The following is a 17,798-nucleotide window of genomic DNA, read 5'->3' on the forward strand; positions in this document are numbered from 1 at the left end:
CTACTGGCTATCACTATAAAAACGCTCAAACTCCCTATAAGTAAGTGAAAGAGCGAAAACCTCAATGGCGATAACAAAAAAAGATATTATTGATAACAACACGTTTTCAACGTCGGTAGCATTTTCACGCCAGAGCGACGTAATAATAAAATCAAAAAACGCCGGAAACAAACCGACGATGGCAAACATGTTCAAACCATTACCTCTAGCAGGCTGGTGAAAAACCCGCCGATATTTCCCCTTACCCACGATGTTCGTGATTTTTTCGAGTTGAAATCGGTCATGACATCGAGTTTCAAGCGTTTTGCCCCGGTTTCAAGGGCTTTTTATTCGCCTGAAGCCGTCTGTGGACGGTTTTCAGGCGAACTTCACCCTAGGCGGGTGCACTCCACGCCGGTTTCGGCGTGAACACCAATAGGTTGAGCATGCGCGTCAGGTTGTAGGCGGCAAAGCAAAACAAGGCCTGACCCGCGACTTTGGCTAAGCCGATGTGACGGGTTTTGCGCAGGCCGCCGACCGTTTTGACCCAGCCAAAGGCTTCTTCGACGATTTTGCGGCGCTTGAGACTTTGGGCGTAACCTTTGCCGCGCGCGGTGCGGCCGTCGACGGCACTGCCAATCTTTTTGCGGGCCACATGGGCTTTGATATCACGGGACTCGAGTCCGTTGACGAACGCCGCTTGGTCATAGCCTTTGTCGGCACCGACGCTGCCACCTTGGGGCACGCGGCGTTTGATCATTTTTTGCGCGGCTTCGATTTCGGCGGTGCCGGTGGCTTGAGTGGTTTCGACATCGACAATCAGGCCGTTGCGATTCTCGGACAAGGCATGGGTGATGTAACGCAGTTTGGCCTCGGTGTATTCGCCTTTCTTGTAAAGCCGGGCTTCGGGATCGGTTGTACTTTGATGGGTGGCGTTGCTGCGCTTTTCGCCACTGAAGTCGATCTCGGGATTGCGGCCGGCGGGTTTATCGGGACCACTACCATCTTTTTTGACGAAGCTTTTGTGCGAGGCCCAGGCTTCAATGAGGCTACCGTCGACACTGAAGTGTTCGTCGGACACCAGATTTTGCCATTCGGCTATGGCCAGTACCCGCTCAAAAAATTCGCGACTCAGGGCTTCGGACAGCAGGCGTTCGCGGTTGGCACTGAACACTGTGCGTTCCCACACGGCGTCGTCGATGCCCAGACCGACAAACCAGCGAAACAACAGGTTGTAGTCCAGTTGTTCCATCAACTGACGCTCGCTACGGACCGTATACAGGACTTGTAACAGCAAGGCGCGCAGCAGTTTTTCAGGGGCAATCGAGGGACGGCCTGTGTGCGAGTAACGCTCGGCAAAGACGGCATCCATCGAGGCCAATACGCCATCAACCAGTAGCCGTAAACGACGCAACGGATGCTGTTTGGGAATACGGTCTTCCAGGCCAACATAGCTGAACCAGCTGTTTTGAATGGCATCGTGTCCGCGCATTGAAAGGCTCCAAATTTAGGTAGCCTATTTTAACAGTTAGCCGCTCATCTATGCCTTAGCTTACTTGGCTTTTCGAGTTTTTCACCAGCCTGCTAGTAACAACCCAAGACCACTTTAAACTTACTTTTTTGTCGATAGCAGTAGCGGGAAACACCAAACTGAGCCTAGCTAGTGCATATCCCCCTATAAATTGGGAGAATGATTTAATCCAATAGTTTATATCCTCTAGTCCATTGAAAGGCAAATACTTGTTAAACATAAACAACATACTCATAAAAACTACTCCTTCAACAAGCCACACGACTATAACTACTTGAAAAATCATCACTAAAAATTTAGCAGCCCGCACCCCCATTCTGAAGTCAAAACTGTTATAAGCTGTAAAATCGCTGACAAGAATAAGACGGTGACATACCACTGCAAGCCAGGACAAACCTATGCCTAATATTCCCATAAGTACCAACATTAACGGGATTCCAATGTTTTTAGCGTAGTTAAAGACCAGCGCACAATAAACTAATAAAATTAAAGCCGGCAGTGATATTACATTGAAGAATATTTTCTTAATTCTCCAAGCCGTTTTTAAGCTATTAAGAATAATTGCCCAGGCCTGAAGTTTAAATTCCAAGGTCATTTCCAGTCTTCCATAAATTTCAATAAATATTTTTAAGTAATTGGCTACGTCCCAGTTTCGAATGCTATATGACAATTTTGACCGAACGAATAGGCAAACAACGACAGTCAATCAGCAACGCCAGGATCAATAACCACGTCACATCTAAAACACTGCGATAGAAGCATAGACATCCCTGCTAGATTTAACAGTAACCGCAGCCGAAGGCTTATTCTCTCTGACAAACCTTCTCTTCCGACGCCTCAATACCGCCATCCCGCACCCTCATCCAAAACCACTTTAAAAGCCAAATGCTTTATCATTGGGCCAGGACACGTACGGAACTCGCATAATTACAATGAATAACACTCCGCAACCCACCGCCAAATCTTTGATTTCTCCCGTTATTTTATTCGCCGCCACCCTGTTCATCAGCGCCACGCTGATGTTCGTGCTGCAACCGATGTTCGGCAAGCTGTTGCTGCCATTGTTGGGCGGCACGCCGGCGGTGTGGAATACCTGCATGGTGTTTTACCAAACGCTGCTGTTTCTGGGTTATTTGTATGCGCATTGGCTGAGTTCGCGGCTGGGCAGCCAACGACAAATTCAGATTCATACCGCGTTGCTGGTTTTCAGCGCGATTGCGCTGCCGGTGGCGCTGCCTGAAAATGCCGCACCGCCCACCGACGGCGATCCGACTTTATGGCTGGTCTGGACGCTATTTCTGGCGATCGGCCTACCGTTCTTCGTGGTCTCCACTACCGCGCCACTGCTGCAAAAATGGTTTTCGCACAGCGGTCATCATAGTAGCGACGATCCTTACTATTTATATGCCGCCAGCAACGCCGGCAGCCTGTTGGCTTTATTAAGCTATCCCTTTCTGATCGAACCGAATCTGGGCTTGGCGAACCAAAGACTAATTTGGAGCGGCGGCTATATTGGCTTGTGCGCTTTAATTTTAGTCTGCGCGGTCAGCTTCTGGCGCAGCCAAACCGATAAAGAAGACGACAATGTGTTGATGGATGCCGGCATAGAACTGCCTTCGACATTGCAACAATTACGCTGGCTGGGGCTGGCTTTCGTACCCTCCAGCTTGTTGCTGGGCTTGACGCAGTTCATCAGCACCGACATCGCCGCCGTACCCTTGCTGTGGATCGTGCCGCTGACCCTGTATTTGTTGACCTTTATCCTGGTGTTCAGCACCTGGGCCGACCGCATCCGGCCGTGGATGTTGGCCGCGCAGCCGGCGGTATTGACGGTATTCATCGCTTATTCCTTCATCAATCCGGCTACCCTGCCCTATTGGCTGGATTTGATTCTGCACTTGCTGGCCTTCTTCCTGGCGGTCATGGTTTGCCATGGTGAACTCGCCAAAAGCCGCCCGCACCCGCAATATCTGACCCGCTTTTACTTAGTAATGTCGTTTGCCGGCATGTTGGGCGGTTTGTTCAATACCTTCGTCGCACCGTTCATCTTTAATGCGGTGTACGAATATCCGATCATGATCGTCGCCGCCTTGCTGTTGCGCCCCGGTTTTTTCAATGGCCGTTGGTTTTTGCAGCCGATTTTCCCGGTGTTGGTTTTAATCACCGGCCTGACGGTTTATTTCACTACCCAACAGTTGTTCGATTATCTGGACTTGATCGGCGGCGCGCTGATTTTGTTGGCCGGCCTGAGTTATTCGCTAAGGCATAGCCCTATCGGTTTGGGCGCGTTGACCGGGGTGATTTTGTTGTTCACGCTGGGCTTGCACAGCATGGCCTCTAACACTATTTATCAGGAACGCAGCTTTTTCGGGGTGATGTCGGTGCGCGACACCATTATCCCCGACGAAAACCAGCGGCCGGAAACAGTCCGCGAGTTGTACCACGGCACCACCAAACACGGCGCGCAACGCCTGACCGCAGCCAACGTCACCACACCATTAACCTATTACAGCCGCCCCGGCCCCATCGGCCAATTGTTTGCGGAATTTGACGGCGAAAATCAGCATTGGCATATCGGCGCGGTGGGCTTGGGGGCAGGCGCCCTAGCCTGTTATACCAAGGAAGGCCAATTGTGGAAATTCTATGAAATCGATCCACTGGTGGTGGAAGTCGCGCAAAACCCGGCCTGGTTTACCTACCTAAGCCGCTGCAACAAGCAGGCGGAAATGATCGTCGGCGATGCCCGGCAATCGCTACTGAAGGAAGCCGACGGCAGCTTCGATTTATTGATCATGGACGCCTTCAGCTCGGATGCCGTACCCACGCATCTGCTGACGCGCGAGGCTTTGCAGCTATACTTCAGCAAGCTGAAGGACAACGGTTTGCTGGCCTTTCATATCACCAACCGCCATCTGGCCTTGAAAAAAGTCATGGCCGATCATGTCAACCAATTGCATTTGGCGGCCTTGTTGCAGGAATTTAAACCGGAAACCGATGTCCCTCTGGTCATCGCTACCGACTGGGTAGTGATCGCGAAACAGCCCGAGCGCCTGCAACGCTTGCAGCAAAGCCGGCTCGGGCATTGGCAGAAACTGCCGCTGACGTTCGGTCTGCAGCCTTGGACCGACGACTTCACTCATATTATTGGCATTTGGAAATAGGATAGGACATGCTCATTACGGATCTTGCCCAACGTTGCGGCGCCACCGCCCAGGGCGGCGACTCGACCACTTTTATTAATTCTGCGGCCGACATCATGTCAGCCACCCCGCATCAAGTCACCGTGCTTAGCGACGGTAAATACAAAAAATATTTGAAAGACTCCAAGGCCTCGGCCTGCTTTATCGCCGAACAATTGCTAGATGGCGAGATTCCGGAAAATCTGACCTTGTTGGTCTGCAAAGACCCGGAAATCAGCTTTTTAAATGCGGTAAAACTGCTGCACCCGGAACCGGTGTTTAAACGCCAAGTGTCCGAGCATGCGGTGTTGGCTGAAACATCGACTTTGGGTTTTGACGTACATGTCGGGCCGTTCGCTACCGTGGGCCAACAAAGCAGCATCGGCGACAGCAGCACTATCGAAGCCGGCGCCCGCATCGGCAATCATGTGATGATAGGCAAGCACTGCCATATCCACCCCAATGCTGTCATCTATGACCACAGCATCATCGGTAACAACGTGATCATTCACGCCGGCGCGGTAATCGGTGCCGATGGCTTTGGCTATAAATTCCGAGACAACCAGCACGTGAAAGTACCGCACGTCGGTCATGTGGAAATTGCCGACAACGTCGAAATCGGCGCCAACACCTGTATCGACCGCGGTGCGCTGGGTGCCACTAAAATCGGCTGGGGCAGCAAGATCGACAACCTGGTACAGCTCGGTCACAACAATATCGTCGGCCGCAATGTGATTATCTGCGGCCAGTCCGGCATCTCCGGCTCTTGCACCATCGAAGACGGCGCGATTTTAGCCGGCAGCACCGGTGTGGCAGACCACGTCAAAATCGGTGCGCGGGCGGTAGTGATGGCCCGCAGCGGCATCTCCGGCGACATCGATCCCGGCGCGCAAGTGTTCGGCAGCCCGGCCAAGGATCGCAAAGTGGCCTGGAAAGAATTGGCCGCTTTGGCCAAATTGCCGGAGTTGCTGCAAAAATTTAAGGCGCTGGAAGCGCGGGTGCTCAAACTGGAAGAGTAAGCAGGTTTGTAGGGGCGCTTTAAATCGCCCAAAGCGCATCAATTCGCCCCTACAACTTGGCACATTTCTATACCACTCAACAGGACAGAATCATGAACGACAAACAGCGGGTCGCGGAACACGCGGTACAACATGTCAAACCGGGCATGATAGTGGGACTGGGCACCGGTTCCACCGCCAATTTTTTCATCGAAGCGCTGGCGCGTCGGCAAAATGAGGAAGGCCTGCAGTTCAAGGTGGTTTCCAGTTCAGTGGTTAGCGCCAATAAAGCCAAACAACTGGGCTTGTCCTTACTCGGCATGGAACATATCGACGGCTTGGATTTATATGTCGATGGCGCGGACGAGGTAAGCCCCGACCTGACTTTGCTGAAAGGCCGCGGTTACGACCTGGTGCGAGAAAAATTGTTGGCCAAGGCTGCGGATCAGTTTCTGGTGTTGATTGATGCCAGCAAAAAAGTCAAACGCATCGGCGAGAAATTCCCTATTCCGATAGAAGTCAGCCCATTTGCCTGGCGACTGGTGCAACGCAGTGTTGCGGCGATTGGCGGCCAAGGCTCGTTGCGGCAAACTGCCAATCAAGACGGATTGGTGGTTACCTCACACGGCAGTCTGGTATTGGACGTGGCGTTCGAATCCAATCCGGACGGCAAAACCCTGAACGAGCAGCTGAATGCCATTCCGGGCATTGTCGAACACGGCATTTTCTGCGGCCTGACCCGCGCAGTATTCTGCGGTCAAGACGGCCTGGTTGAAGAGCAGTGGGCTTAGTGCCAGCGAGCTGACAACTGCCTCCCCAAGCAATCCCGCCGAATAGGTAAGTTATCACCCATTCGGCGGTTTACCCTCACGTTACGAAATAAAACGTCAAACTAAAAACCCCGGTTGCCGTGGAAATCAGCTTCACTTTATTCAGCAAAGGCAGCGACAACCAGTAATAGTGGCATTCGGTTTTTCGGCGCTCCCAAGTCAACCGCAAACACTCTACACACTTCCGGCACAGGCGCGGCATAAGCCGCCATAAGCCGTACAACAACAAACTGGCGATCAATAACAGAATATAGAACGTGACGATCTGGCTACCGTGCCGGGAGGTATGAAATAGGTGTTCAACCGTGTGCTCTATACCTAGCTCGAACCATTCGTACAGAAAATGCAGTAGCTCGAAACACAGATGCAGCACATTCAGAAACAAATCAATCACCATGTCATACATGGCGATTGATAGCGCGATCAGCCCGACGATAACCAAGTCAAGATGCTCTTTAATCATCTCAATTCTCCAGGATTTAGATTCGAAGACACGTGAAAACAGGCTGGTTAGCGTTCTTCCGCGGCCATCTGCCTGTGGTATTCCGCCATTTGCCTGCTTTCTTTAGCTGCCATCTCCAAATCTCTGACCATCGCGTCAGCGCGCGCCTTCAAATCCTGAATGCGTTTTCCATACTTCCAGGGTTTGGCTATATATTGATCCAGCATTTCTCGCTCTTCCTGGGCGTCCGCATCCAGCGTTTTAGCCACATCTTCGTAATGATCTGCAAGACGTATATGTGCATCTCGGGTATCAGCGGTCTGTACCGCTTTTGCCCAACTTTGCGGCTTGGGGCCAGACTCTGTCGCACAAGCAGACAGCAATCCGACGGCAATCAGTAGCGATGCTAAGTGTTTAGTTTTCATTGATGGTCTCCTTTCTTATTATTTGTGATCACAATGTTTTCTAATGCAATGTGCTGTTTTTACAATCACTCTTCACCAACTCCCTGATTCGGCAAAGGTACGAGGGAGTAAAAAAGTTAGAAACTCCATTCGCCCTTTTGCGGATGCAATTGATCCATCTTCATCGACGCTCGCCCAAAGGATTGCAGCATATCGTCGGAATGCGGAGTAAGCGTTGCGGCAAGTGCGTTAACTTGCGGCGTCGAAGATGTGCTGTCAGCGGCCGTTGTGGATGACGCCACAGTGGATAAGACAGTCTTCACACCAACAGCATGGGGATACTCGGCATCTTCCCTAGTTGCACAAGCGGACATCAGCAAACTAACGCTGATTAAATACGCGGCACTTATCCGTGCAGCGCTTTTTCCCGAAGCTAATGGAATAAACATGAATTGCGGCTCCTGTTGTTATCTGGCCTGACCCAGTTTTGATTTTTGAAAATGCCCCTTCACACGTCATTAAGATAGCGAATCGCTATCTTAATAGCAACACCATTGCCTTTCTTCCTATCAGTTAGCCATTGCAAACGCTGGTTTTTTGTTTAAAAAGCAGCCGTAATCAAGCCGCGTAACGGTAAATGGAGTTGATCGGGGTGTTATGGTCAAGCTTGATCAGCTCTTCAATCAAGCCATCGTCAAGCCCATACACCCAGCCGCGCACGGTTGGTTTATGGCCCTGTTTCCAGGCCGATTGGATGATGGAGGTATGCGCCAGGCGATACACCTGTTCGATAATGTTCAACTCAACCATCCGGTCGAGCTGCTTCTCCGGATTGATATGATCCAACTCGTCCATATGCAGACGATAGACATCCTTGATATGCATCAGCCACTTATTGGTGATCGCCAAATCGACATTTTGCGCTTGCAATGCCGCTTTAACGCCGCCGCAACCGTAATGGCCGCAGACAATCACGTGTTTGACTTTCAGCACTTCAATCGCGTACTGCAACACACTGAGGCAATTAAAGTCGGTGGTAACGACTTGGTTAGCGATGTTGCGATGCACAAAAATTTCCCCCGGCTGAGCGTTGACCACGGTCTCCGCCGGCACCCGGCTATCGGCACAACCTATCCATAAAAACTCGGGACGTTGCTCCTTGGCCAAATTGAGGAAATAGTCCGGATTTCTGTTTACCAGTTGTTGAGACCAGGCTCTGTTTTCTAAAAGCAGTTTGTTGGGCATGGCACGCACATTCCTTACTGAGTTGATGGTGAGGCTAAATTAACGGCTTAACCTTTCATCAACCTTTCAAAGAACGGCTGGCTATCCCAAAAGCATCTGCTAACTATTTAATACACTTTCGTCAGCATTAAAAACAATCTCGAAGCGAGTACCCTGCCTACCCTGGCCGCCACTGACTACCGTGACCCGTGCCGCATGCAAATCGGCAATTTCTTTGACGATGGCCAGACCCAAACCGCAACCCTCCCCTTGGCTGCCCTGGATTCGATAAAAGCGTTCGAAAATCTTCTCCTGCTCGATAATCGAAATGCCGGGACCGTCGTCCTCGACAATCAGCGCCGCATGCGGCAAGGCCCGAACGCCAACATTGATATACCCGCCGCTGTTGCCGTAGCAAATCGCATTGTCCAACAGATTGCTGAGCAATTCGCGTAACAAGACCGCGTCGCCGGCGACCATCACGGCGGCATCCGGCGCGTCGAATCCCAGTTCAATATTCCGATCCAAAGCCCTAGTCACCCAATCCATGCACGATTCCCGTGCCAGCTTGACCAAATCGACCGGTTTGAATTCCGGAGCGCTTTGCGACACCGATTCCGAACGGGCGAGAACCAGCAATTGCGTACTGAGGTGAGCAACCCGATCAGCAGCATTCTTGATATGGCCCAGTGCCGCTTTCATCGCCTCCGGATTGTCGGCGCTCCGCGCGCGTTCAGCCTGTAGTTTCAGACCAGCCAGCGGCGTGCGCAGTTGATGCGCGGCATTTTCGATGAAGCGCTGCTGGGTGACTAATGTCGAACCCAGCCGTTGCAACAGATCGTTAATCGTATGCGTCAGTGAACGCACTTCCAAAGGCACGTCGGCATCTAGGATAGGATTAAAATCTCGCGCCGAGCGTTGCGCAAGGTGCGCCGCAAGATCGTTCAACGGCCTGAGCCCACGATTAACGCCGGTCCAGACATGAAAACCGACGATGAACAGCAGCAAAAATTGTGGCGGCACCACGGCCAGTAAAATCTCGGTCATCATGCTGCGACGCTTGTTCAGGGTTTCCGCCACCGACACCAACACGTGCTCCGAGCTTGGCGTCGGCGTGGTCAGCACCGAAACAATCCGCACTTCGTGGCCGGCTATCTCGCCGTTCGAAAAAAAAGGCTCGTTACTCGCCAGCGTCGCTATCGCCGGACTAGGCAAATCGGCGTCGCCGGCCATGAAGCCCTCGGCTTGTGACTCCACTTTAAAAAAGGTTTTATCGACGTCGTCCCAACGAAATACTTCGACAGCGATGGGCGGTAATTCGAAAGTGACGTGGTTTTGTTGGGCATGCACCTCTTGCGTCAACGACTTCACCGAATCCAGCAACCAGCGGTCGTACGCCAGATCGGTATAGTGCATCGCCACGAAATAAGAGGCGGCGGCATCCAGCAATACCACGAAAAGCAGGGGCAAAGTCAGCTTGGAAAGCAGCTGGGCCCGAAGGCTTTGCGGTTTATTCATCCTGACTTTTCTCCAAAAGATAACCCAGCCCGCGTAGGGTTCTAATGTTGATCCCCAGGGGCTCCAAGCGCTTGCGCAGCCTATGCACATAAACTTCGATGGCATTGTCGGCCAATTCCTCGGCATGGGCTGCCAGCCGTTGCGCAATATTATCCTTGCTGACCACCCGGCCGCTGTTTAACAACAAGGCTTCCAACACGCCGTATTCCCGTGGCGGCAGCGCCATCGGCATGTCGTTGGCGCTGATCTGCTGATTGCGGGTATCCAAAGTCAATGCCCCGAAACGAATGTCATGATTAAAGCCGCCGTGACTGCGGCGCAACAACGCCCTAACCCGGGCTTCCAATTCCCGTAGTTCAAAGGGTTTGGTCATGTAATCGTCCGCGCCGAGCTCCAGACCGCTAACCCTATCATTCAACGCATCGCGGGCGGTCAATATCAACACCGGAATGGCCGACTTCCGGGCCCGCAACTGCCGTAACACCTCACGGCCGTCGATGTCGGGCAGGCCCAAATCCATAATCACCAGATCGTAGGGTTGCGTCATCAGCGCGCTACCGGCGTAACTCCCGGTCTTGGCCAGCGTAGTGTCGAAGCCCCAATCGCTCAGGGTACGCGACAAGCCGTCCCCCAATGCGGCGTCATCCTCCACCAATAAAATTCGCATGCTTTGTTTCCTATCTTGAAAGGTTAATGACTGTGGGTATCAACAGGGTGAGCCGCGCGCCAGGCGTCGCTCCATGGTGTCCAAGAACACAGTCATGTTTGAAAACCTTATCACGAAACCCCCAACCTGCCGGACTGCAAACCTTTGGCCGGTGGATTTGAACCAGACAACCAATCTCGGAACTTAAAGCTTGTCGAAAATCAAATGCCCTTAAATCGGAGTATTTGCGCCTCTAACCCACGCAATATCTAAGACTAAAGGTAAATCCCCTATTCGTTTATGGAATTTATTCACTGTTCAATATCGCAAAAAAATATTGGCATCAAATTTGCTGAAATACAGTTTATTTCAAAAGCATACTTTACGTCTATTTCAGTCGCAGACTTAATTCGCTCTATTAAATTAAAGATTAATAATAGATATTTTATATATATTGTAAATTAGGCAGTTTAAAATGAAATATAAAGCAACTATATTTATAGGTTTATTAGGCGCTTTAATAAGCGGATGCAATCACTCCGATACTGAGCATCGAGAGGAAGTACCCAAACTGGAAGCAACCATGCCGCTACGCGAAGATGCTGCGGTAACCAAGGAGTATGTCGCCCAGATTCACGCATTTCGACATATTGAAATTCGCGCATTGGAACGGGGCTATGTGCAGAATATATTTGTCGATGAAGGGCAATTGGTGCATCAAGGCCAACCGATGTTCAAAATCATGCCCAATATTTACCAGGCCGAATTATTAAAAGCCCAGGCCGAAGCCAATTCGATGAATATCGAATACCTAAACACCAAGGGCTTGGCCGATCAAAAAATCGTCTCGCCCAATGAGCTAGCCTTGGCTAAAGCCAAGCTGGACAAGGCTAACGCGGAAGTGAAGCTGGCGGAAACCCATTTGGGTTTTACCAATATTAATGCGCCATTCGAAGGCATCATGGACCATCTGGATGTGCGTACCGGCAGTTTGTTGGAAGATGGCGCCTTATTAACCACCTTATCCGACATCAGTAAATTGTGGGTGTACTTTAATGTGCCGGAAGCGGAATATCTGGATTATAAATTGCACAAAAACGAAGAAGCCAGAACCAAGGTGCAACTAAAACTCGCTAACGGCCAAGTTTACAATCAGACCGGTATTATAGAAACCATAGAAGCTGATTTTGACAACACCGCCGGCAATATAGAATTTCGGGCCACGTTTGCCAATCCTGACAAACTGCTCAGACACGGGGAAACGGGCACCATATTAATGACAAAGCCTTATAAAAATGCGTTATTGATTCCGCAAAAAGCCACCTTCTATATTCTCGATAAAACCTATGTTTATGTCGTTAACTCAGAGGGAAAACTGGAGCAACGGTTAGTAAAAATCGAAGCCGAATTGCCACATCTATTTATTATAAAAGAGGGTTTGAAAGACGACGACAAGGTGTTATTAGATGGTTTACGAAAGATCCATGCCGGTGAAAAAGTGGAGATTAACTTAATCCCGCCGGAAAAAATCCGTTCCGAATTGGAATTATATACCGAGTAATTAGCCAGTCAGGAATTAACCATGTTTAATATCTTTATCAAACGCCCGGTGATGGCGATCGTGTTATCGCTGTTGTTTCTATTCATGGGTACACTATCGATCAAATCCTTACCCATTTCGCAATTCCCGGATATTGCACCCCCGCGAGTCATTGTCTCGTTGGCGTTTCCCGGCGCCAGCGCTGACGTGTTAGTCCAATCGTCGCTGATCACCATTGAGCGGGCGATCAACGGCGTGCCGGGTATGAAGTACATTGTCTCGGACGCGACTAGCGCCGGCGAAGCGACGATTCAAGTCATTTTTGGCCTGGGTGTCGATCCCAACCTGGCGATGGTCAACGTCAAGACTCGCCTGGATCAGGTGATGAGCCGGTTGCCGAAGCTGGTGCAACTGGAAGGCGTCGTTGTCGAGCGGGTGCAACCCAGCATGTTGATGTACGTCAATTTGTACAGCAAGGACAAAAACGCTGACGAAAAATTTCTATTCAATTACGCCAACGTCAACGTCATTCCGGAAATTCAGCGCGTGTTCGGCATCGCCCAGGCCAAAATCCTCGGCAGCCGGCAATACGCGATGCGGATTTGGCTGAATCCGGACCGGATGCGAGCTTACAAGGTTTCGATTGACGAGGTGATGGACGCGATCAGCAAGCAAAGCATCATCGGCCGGCCGGGCCGGATTGGGCAAAGTACCGGTATCGCCGCGCAATCCAAGGAGTATGTGCTGGTTTACCAGGGGCGTTACAACAAACCAGAGCAGTACGAGGACATCATCATACGCGCCAATTCGGAAGGCGAAATCCTGCATTTAAAAGACATTGCCAAAGTCGATCTGAGCAGCGAGTTCTACGATATTTATTCCAACAAGGACTCTTTCCCGTCGGCGGCGATTGTGCTCAAGCAAAACTACGGTAGCAACGCCAGCCAGGTGATTGAGGACGTCAAAGCCAAAATGGAGGAATTGAAAGCCTCGTTTCCAGAAGGCATGGATTACGAAATCGACTACGATGTGTCCCGCTTTCTCGATGCCTCGATAGAGAAAGTCCTGCATACCTTGGGCGAGGCATTCGTGCTGGTGGCCTTGGTGGTGTTCATCTTCCTCGGCGACTGGCGTTCGACTTTGATTCCGATTTTGGCGGTACCGGTATCGTTGATCGGCTCGTTCGCGGTGATGTCGGCTTTTGGCTTGTCGATTAACCTGATCACGCTGTTTGCCTTGGTCCTGGCGATAGGTATCGTCGTCGATGACGCCATCGTGGTCGTGGAAGCGGTGCATGCCAAGATGGAAGCGGAACACGTCACACCTTACGTCGCCTCGCAAAAGGTGTTAGGCGAAATCGGCGGCGCGATTATCGCGATCACCTTGGTGATGACCTCAGTATTCGTGCCGATTGCCTTCATGCCGGGCCCGGTTGGCGTTTTTTACCGGCAGTTTTCGATTGCGATGGCATCGTCCATCGTGATTTCCGCGATTGTCGCCTTATCGTTGGCGCCAGTTTTGTGCGCGATGATTTTGAAAAACACCCACGGCCAGCCGAAGCGCAGAACCCCGATTGGCCTTTTCATCGACGGTTTTAACTATCTGTTCGAAAAAGTCACCGGCCGCTACGTTAAAGTGCTGAACGTCGTGGTGGCTCGGCGCATTGTCACTTTGCTGGCTTTGGGTGGATTCTCGTTCGGCATTTTTCTCGTCAATCAAACCTTGCCGGCCGGTTTCATTCCCGGTGAGGACCAAGGCATGATTTACGCCATTATCCAGACCCCACCCGGTTCAACGCTAGAAGTGACCAACCAGGTTGCGCGCCAGCTGCAAAGCGTGGCAACGACGATAGACGGTGTGCAATCGGTATCGTCGCTGGCCGGCTACGAAGTATTGACCGAAGGCCGCGGTTCCAATGCCGGCACCTGCATCATCAATCTCAAGGATTGGTCGCAACGTAAAATGTCGGTGCACGACGTGATTCGAGAACTGGAGGAAAAAACCAAGGATTTTGGTGCCTTGATCGAGTTTTTCGAGCCGCCGCCGGTGCCGGGTTACGGCGCGGCGTCCGGTCTGGCCTTGCGCCTGTTGGATAAGTCCGAAGATGTGGACTACCAAAAGTTCGACAAGATTAACCAGGACTTTATGGCCGCGCTGGGCAAGCGCAAAGAATTGACCGGCCTGTTCACGTTTTACGCCGCCAATTATCCACAGTACGAACTGATCATCGATAACCAACTGGCGATGCAGAAAGGCGTGTCTATCGACAAGGCGATGGAAAACCTGGACATCATGATCGGCAGTACTTACGAGCAGGGTTTTATCCGCTTCAACAACTTCTTCAAGGTGTATGCCCAAGCCTCACCGGAGTTTCGCCGGTTTCCGTCTGACATTTTGAAGTTTTTTGTCAAAAACGATGCCGGTGAAATGGTCCCATATTCGTCGTTCATGACCATCAAACAGCGCCAGGGGCCGAACGAGATTACCCGCTATAACCTGTACAACTCGGCAGCGATTCGTGCTGAACCGGTAGCTGGTTACACCACCGGTGAGGCGATTGACGCGGTGCGGGACGTGGCGGCCAAAACCTTGCCGCGCGGTTATGACATTGCCTGGGAAGGCCTGTCGTTTGACGAAGCGGCGCGCGGCAACGAAGCGTTGATCATCTTTGGCGTGGTATTGATGTTCGTTTATCTGGTATTGGCGGCGCAGTACGAAAGCTTCGTGTTGCCGCTGGCGGTGTTGTGTTCGTTGCCGGCCGGCATCTTTGGTTCGTTCTTTCTGTTGAAAGCGTTGGGGCTAGCCAACGACATTTATGCCCAAGTCGGCTTAGTGATGTTGATCGGCTTGCTGGGTAAAAACGCGGTATTGATCGTCGAATTCGCGGTGCAAAAGCACGGCCAGGGCATGTCGGTCAGAGACGCGGCCATCGAGGGCGCGAGGGCGCGGTTCCGGCCGATTTTGATGACCTCGTTCGCCTTCATCGCCGGCTTGATCCCGCTAGTGGTGGCTACCGGCGCCGGCGCGGTCGGTAACCGTACCATCGGCAGCTCGGCCCTGGGCGGCATGTTGTTCGGTACCGTGTTCGGCGTGGTGCTGATCCCTGGGCTTTATTACTTGTTTGCCAACTTAATCGAAGGAAAATCATTGGTCAAAAACGAAGACGTCGAACCGTTGACCGAGCGTTATCACTATGGAGACGACGATGAGTATTAAATGTTTAGCCGCAGCGGTGGCAGCCGGCTTGCTGTTGCAAGCCTGCGGCATTCCGGAGATGACTACCAGGACAGCGGATACGCAACTACCCGACCAATTCAAGCCTGGAGTCATTGAGCAGGCCAGTTCTGCTTCGGTGAAATGGCAAGAATTTTTCGACGATCCGCATCTGCTAAGTTTGATCGATACCGCCGTTGCCAATAACAAGGAAATCAACATCGCGCTGCAACGCATCAGCATCGCCGAAAACGAAATCCAGTCCCGCAAAGGGGAATATTTGCCCTTCGTCAAACTTGGCGCGGCGGCAAGCGGCGAGAAAACCGCAAAGTACACCCGCAACGGCGCATTCGAAGAAAATTTGGAGATTGCCGAAGGCCAGACCTTCCCGGCTTTCCTCGGCGACTACCAATTCGGTTTGTTCTCGACTTGGGAAATCGACGTCTGGAAGAAGCTCAGGAACGCCACCCAGGTAGCGGTCTACGAATATATGGCTTCGGGTGAAGGCCGTAATTTCCTGTTGACTCATCTGGTAGCGGAAGTGGCGCATGCCTATTACGAACTGCTGGCCCTGGATAACCAGTTGGAAAATTTGCGGCAAAACATTGCGATTCAGCAAAACGGCTTGCTGGTAGTCAGGCAATTGCAGATTTATGCGCGCACCAATACGTTGGCAGTGAAGCGTTACGAAGCCGAGGTGGCGAAAAACCAGGCCCGACAATATGAAATCGAGCAGCAGATTACCGTTGTAGAAAACCGTATCAACACCTTGCTGGGGCGAACCCCGCAGCCTATCGAACGTTCGTCGGCCGGTTTCATGAGCATCAAGCCCAAGGCGTTGAGCGCCGGCTTGCCGTCGGAGCTGTTGCAAAACCGGCCGGACATCCGCAAAGCCGAACTGGAATTGAAGGCTGCCGACCTGAATATCGACGTTGCCAGGGCTAATTTCTACCCGTCGTTCGGCATCAAGGCCGGCGTCGGCTTTCAAGCCTTTGCCTTGAAATATCTGATCAACACGCCGGAATCATTGGCGGCGATGGTCGCCGGCGAACTGGTGGCACCGCTGGTCAACAAAAACGCGATTACCGCCGAATATAAAAACGCCAACGCCAAGCAGGTGCAGGCGGCCTATGAATACGAGCAAAGTATCATTAATGCCTATGCTGAAGTCGCCAATCAACTGTCCAACATCGATAACCTGGACAAAAACTACCAGCTCAAACGCCAGCAAGTCGATTCTTTGGTGAAATCAATCGACGTTGCCAACCAGTTGTTCATCTCGGCCCGCGCCGATTATCTGGAAGTATTGCTGACGCAACGCGACGCCTTGGAAGCCAAAAAAGAACTGATCGAAACCAAGCAAAAGCAGATTAGCGCCATGGTAGAACTTTACAAAGCGCTGGGCGGCGGTTGGCAGTCATAATGCATTTTGTTGAGATAGACTCAAGTTACCCCGGCACTGCAGTCAACCTTAATCTCACCATATTTGTGGTAGATGCCGCCGGAAACCTGGTTCATAATCGCCGAGAGCAGCCTTTTACGGCAGAGCCTTTCGGTTTCAACGACGCCGGTCGTAAAAACCTGGCGCCGCTTTAAATCGATGCCAACAGCCCGCGTGCTGGAACTTATCCGGCCAAAAACAAGAGGAGAATCGCATGTCACAATTACAAAAAAACCAGGAAGCGCCTTTTTTTAGATCCGCCAATCAAGACAATAAATTGATTTATCTTTCCGATTACAAAGATGAAAAAAATGTGGTGTTGTACTTCTATCCCAAAGACGACACCCCCGGCTGCACCATTGAAGCCAACGACTTTACCGCGCTAGCCGGCGAATTCGACGCCCAGGACACCGTGATCATCGGCGTCAGCAAAGACGATTGCCAAAGCCACCGCGACTTCATCGCCAAATACGGCCTAAACGTACAATTGCTGGCCGACACCTCCGGCGACCTCTGCGAAGCTTACGGCGTTTGGCAGGAAGTGGAAAAAGACGGCGTGAAAAAATGGAAAATCGTCCGCTCGACCTTCATCATCGGCAAAGACGGCAAACTGATCGAAGCCATGTATGGTGTTAACCATGAAGGACATGCGCAGGCGGTGTTGGATATTATCAAAGGACTGAACGCGCCGGCTGAGGCATAAAAGATGACTAGGTCGGGTTGCGGCTTATGCCTATCCCGACCTACCGGAATGAATCCTACCAGCCAAGACGACCAGAAATATCGCTTAGCTCATACCGAATTTCCAACCCTGAGCAATCACGAACGATGCGCTGCACGCTGTTCAACACAT

At 51.5% G+C, this 17,798-nt stretch carries 16 protein-coding genes; 7 read left to right on the plus strand and 9 right to left on the minus strand.

Going from position 1 to position 17,798, the window contains the following annotated elements; genetic code table 11:
* From ACWAU0_RS02215 to ACWAU0_RS02225, 3 genes are all read right to left on the minus strand, one after another.
* A complete protein-coding gene (locus tag ACWAU0_RS02215) occupies positions 1-189 on the minus strand; it encodes a hypothetical protein (RefSeq protein ID WP_458138178.1) in 189 nt (62 codons plus the stop codon).
* Between the two features lie 184 nt (positions 190-373).
* The gene (locus ACWAU0_RS02220) at positions 374-1,471 is read right to left on the minus strand and encodes an IS5 family transposase (protein WP_458138028.1); all 1,098 of its coding nucleotides are present in this window, start codon (positions 1,469-1,471) and stop codon (positions 374-376) included.
* 55 nt (positions 1,472-1,526) lie between these two features.
* Positions 1,527-2,099, minus strand: a complete 573-nt coding sequence (locus tag ACWAU0_RS02225) for a hypothetical protein (protein WP_458138179.1) — start codon at positions 2,097-2,099, stop codon at positions 1,527-1,529.
* Positions 2,100-2,442: 343 nt separating this feature from the next.
* Here ACWAU0_RS02225 and ACWAU0_RS02230 point away from each other — a divergent pair, with 343 nt between their 5' ends.
* The 3 genes from ACWAU0_RS02230 to rpiA all read left to right on the plus strand — a co-directional run bounded on the left by ACWAU0_RS02230 (position 2,443) and on the right by rpiA (position 6,478).
* A complete protein-coding gene (locus tag ACWAU0_RS02230; RefSeq protein ID WP_458138180.1) occupies positions 2,443-4,671 on the plus strand; it encodes a spermidine synthase in 2,229 nt (742 codons plus the stop codon).
* An 8-nt stretch (positions 4,672-4,679) separates the two neighbouring features.
* Positions 4,680-5,708 (plus strand): UDP-3-O-(3-hydroxymyristoyl)glucosamine N-acyltransferase, encoded by a 1,029-nt coding sequence (gene lpxD / locus ACWAU0_RS02235; RefSeq protein WP_033157076.1) that lies wholly within the window; start codon positions 4,680-4,682, stop codon positions 5,706-5,708.
* 92 nt (positions 5,709-5,800) lie between these two features.
* A complete protein-coding gene (gene rpiA / locus ACWAU0_RS02240) occupies positions 5,801-6,478 on the plus strand; it encodes a ribose-5-phosphate isomerase RpiA (RefSeq protein WP_458138181.1) in 678 nt (225 codons plus the stop codon).
* Between the two features lie 76 nt (positions 6,479-6,554).
* Here the strand turns inward: rpiA and ACWAU0_RS02245 are convergent, their stop codons facing one another.
* The 6 genes from ACWAU0_RS02245 to ACWAU0_RS02270 all read right to left on the minus strand — a co-directional run bounded on the left by ACWAU0_RS02245 (position 6,555) and on the right by ACWAU0_RS02270 (position 10,772).
* Positions 6,555-6,980, minus strand: a complete 426-nt coding sequence (locus tag ACWAU0_RS02245; protein WP_458138182.1) for a hypothetical protein — start codon at positions 6,978-6,980, stop codon at positions 6,555-6,557.
* A gap of 47 nt (positions 6,981-7,027) precedes the next feature.
* The gene (locus ACWAU0_RS02250; RefSeq protein ID WP_458138183.1) at positions 7,028-7,384 is read right to left on the minus strand and encodes a hypothetical protein; all 357 of its coding nucleotides are present in this window, start codon (positions 7,382-7,384) and stop codon (positions 7,028-7,030) included.
* Positions 7,385-7,500: 116 nt separating this feature from the next.
* Complete coding sequence (locus ACWAU0_RS02255; RefSeq protein ID WP_458138184.1) at positions 7,501-7,812, minus strand: hypothetical protein; 312 nt, start codon at positions 7,810-7,812, stop codon at positions 7,501-7,503.
* Between the two features lie 169 nt (positions 7,813-7,981).
* Positions 7,982-8,608, minus strand: a complete 627-nt coding sequence (can, locus tag ACWAU0_RS02260) for a carbonate dehydratase (protein ID WP_458138185.1) — start codon at positions 8,606-8,608, stop codon at positions 7,982-7,984.
* Between the two features lie 99 nt (positions 8,609-8,707).
* A complete protein-coding gene (locus ACWAU0_RS02265) occupies positions 8,708-10,105 on the minus strand; it encodes a sensor histidine kinase (protein ID WP_458138186.1) in 1,398 nt (465 codons plus the stop codon).
* A complete protein-coding gene (locus tag ACWAU0_RS02270; RefSeq protein ID WP_458138187.1) occupies positions 10,098-10,772 on the minus strand; it encodes a response regulator in 675 nt (224 codons plus the stop codon). Before ACWAU0_RS02270 ends, ACWAU0_RS02265 begins: the two co-directional genes overlap by 8 nt.
* Before the next feature lie 562 nt (positions 10,773-11,334).
* Between ACWAU0_RS02270 and ACWAU0_RS02275 the strand changes: the two genes are divergently transcribed.
* From ACWAU0_RS02275 to ACWAU0_RS02290, 4 genes are all read left to right on the plus strand, one after another.
* Positions 11,335-12,312 carry an efflux RND transporter periplasmic adaptor subunit gene (locus ACWAU0_RS02275; RefSeq protein ID WP_523070756.1) on the plus strand — a complete coding sequence of 326 codons (978 nt, stop codon included), beginning with the start codon at positions 11,335-11,337 and terminating at the stop codon, positions 12,310-12,312.
* Between the two features lie 21 nt (positions 12,313-12,333).
* On the plus strand, positions 12,334-15,507 hold the full coding sequence (locus ACWAU0_RS02280; RefSeq protein WP_458138189.1) for an efflux RND transporter permease subunit: 3,174 nt from the start codon (positions 12,334-12,336) through the stop codon (positions 15,505-15,507).
* Positions 15,497-16,927 carry a TolC family protein gene (locus tag ACWAU0_RS02285; RefSeq protein WP_458138190.1) on the plus strand — a complete coding sequence of 477 codons (1,431 nt, stop codon included), beginning with the start codon at positions 15,497-15,499 and terminating at the stop codon, positions 16,925-16,927. Before ACWAU0_RS02280 ends, ACWAU0_RS02285 begins: the two co-directional genes overlap by 11 nt.
* Before the next feature lie 232 nt (positions 16,928-17,159).
* On the plus strand, positions 17,160-17,648 hold the full coding sequence (locus ACWAU0_RS02290; protein ID WP_458138191.1) for a peroxiredoxin: 489 nt from the start codon (positions 17,160-17,162) through the stop codon (positions 17,646-17,648).
* Positions 17,649-17,798 lie beyond the last annotated feature (150 nt).

Source organism: Methylomonas sp. Uni0009, from assembly GCF_054188105.3.